Origin of the sequence: Chthonomonas sp. (assembly GCF_035294165.1) — a bacterium.
Taxonomy (GTDB): Bacteria; Armatimonadota; Chthonomonadetes; order Chthonomonadales; family Chthonomonadaceae; genus Chthonomonas.
In genome coordinates this window covers 1-2,040 of the sequence record NZ_DATGLN010000073.1, presented here as the reverse complement: position 1 = coordinate 2,040, position 2,040 = coordinate 1, and the positions used below count along the sequence as shown (strand labels likewise).

General features: G+C 57.8%; 2 protein-coding genes. Both read right to left on the bottom strand.

The features are described from left to right. Positions 1-387 precede the first annotated feature (387 nt). The gene (locus VKV29_RS03695) at positions 388-1,125 is read right to left on the bottom strand and encodes a hypothetical protein (protein ID WP_324199951.1); all 738 of its coding nucleotides are present in this window, start codon (positions 1,123-1,125) and stop codon (positions 388-390) included. A gap of 112 nt (positions 1,126-1,237) precedes the next feature. After that, on the bottom strand, positions 1,238-1,894 hold the full coding sequence (locus tag VKV29_RS03690) for a hypothetical protein (RefSeq protein ID WP_324199950.1): 657 nt from the start codon (positions 1,892-1,894) through the stop codon (positions 1,238-1,240). Positions 1,895-2,040: the final 146 nt, after the last annotated feature.

Genomic DNA, 2,040 nt, shown 5'->3' with positions numbered 1-2,040 from the left:
CGGCCAAGACGATCGAAAACATGGAATCCAGGAGGAAAACGGGGAAATAGAGGGGGATAAAGACCGACTCAAATGATCGAAACTCACTTACCGAAAGCCGACGGAGATGGCGTTTACACAAAATACTTGACAAGCCCCGGTGCCTCCACCAACCTGATCCGCCATGCGGTTCAGTTGTTCCCGTTATGTGGTTTGGATTCTGTAAGGCAGTTTATGGTCGGCAGCTAATTTGGACAGCAGTGGCTGCGCGCGCAGTTCTAATTAGCCCTCAGTCAGTAACTGCTAGAGGCGCCTTATCGAGACCGGGTACAAATATCCGGCGCGCCCCGGTCGGCACAAAGCGGCCCTGAGCGCGAAGGCCAGCCCCCCACCCAACGAGGAACTCAGCTAACGTGCATCCGAAAACCCCAGATCTCGTATTGCGTAGCCCGGTGGTATCGAAAAAAGGGACGAATTGGGTTCCCCGCGAACGATGTGCTCAAGCCGAGCGGTGTACCTGCCGTCCGGCCCCTTTGCCTCGGACAGACCGGTCAGGCCGAGATCCGCCGAAGTCCAATTCTCCTCGGTGCTCACAACTTGAGATTCACCCTGGGAGGTGCGGACAATCCGCATACCCTCAAACTCCAGACCCTCTATGATACGTTTGCCGAGCTTCTCCGTCCTTGTCACCAAACCTCGCTCAGGGGTACCAGTTGAAGGTGGCCCCGGCAAACCTATCCCCGACCCGGACCTCGGAAAAACCATCCGGGCTGCAACCTTTTCCGCAACCATCAGCATAAACGTCGAGCCGCCGACCGGATCGATGATCGTCACCATTGGGCGAACCTGATCCGACGGCCCCGAACCGCCAGACTCGATCCTCATTCTCCCAGCCGAGTCTCGATAAACATGCGTTCGAAAACTCTGCGTAGTCGCGGATTGGCCTGGATGCGTGCGGACGTACTCCTCAACCTGCTCCACCGAAACAGGAACACCCGGCACAGGTGCCACCAGGCGCACGACGCCGGCGGAACCGCCCCCGCCAACCACCTGAGAGGAAGCGATTACAGCAGACAGCAACACAAGCGCGATGAGGCTGATGGTCACCTGACCTCCCCAGTCGAGTATACAAAGGCCGAAGCCCAAATTAACGAACCTCCGTCGGACCACCAAGCCGAGGCAATACCTTCGGCTGTTGGGTGGGCTGCCGAGCGGACCCGGACAGCCCGCCCCTTCCAGCGCACCAGCCCGGCACATACTACGACGAAGAACAGTATCCATAGTAAGGAATATCATCAAACGGGAATTTCGTTGGATCACCCGAGATCGCCGGCGTGCAGTACCATGTGGAGGTGTACCACGGCTGTTCAGCCAGGAAGTAGTTGGCATACCTCGACGAACAAGCGCCTCCACCGTATACATAGATCGTCGTGGCGCCCTGTCCCGGGCAAACGGGCGAGTTGGTGTTCGTGCAATACACATTCGTTATACACGCTCCGCTCTGGGACAGCTGGCCTGTCCAGTAGCTTGAGGTAACTTTAATCCCCAAGTTGAAGCCCCAACTGACAGTCTCCGTGTCGCAGCCGCCCGAATACGGATCGGTGTAGTAGAATGTCGCATTGATGCTCCACGGGTACACCTGATCGAGCGACCCGTATAGCGAATCGGGAAGGTTGACCGTGTTCGGATAAAACGCCGACCCAGACAGGTCATCACCATTCAGCGAGCTATAGGCGACCACCTCGCCGCCGCAGCCTTGGCCGGGGTACCCAACAGTGTCCGTCTCGATGTACATGTCGTCTGGCCAATCGTCGTAGTAGAGACCCTGTGCCAGTGCCGGAAGCCTCATGCCAGCCAGTAGAACCGCCGTCAGAAGAAAATGACGCCCGCACGGTCCCCGTTTTCTACTCGTCATGACAACTCCTATGATGGTTTGTCTACTCCAAAGTTGTTGTGCAGCTCGGGGCCGACCAACGGGAGGCCGCACAGAGCCGCGAACGGAGAAGGGTTTGCGTTTGCCCGCTTTCCCTTCTCATGGGCGAATCTTCGGAACGGCCCGGA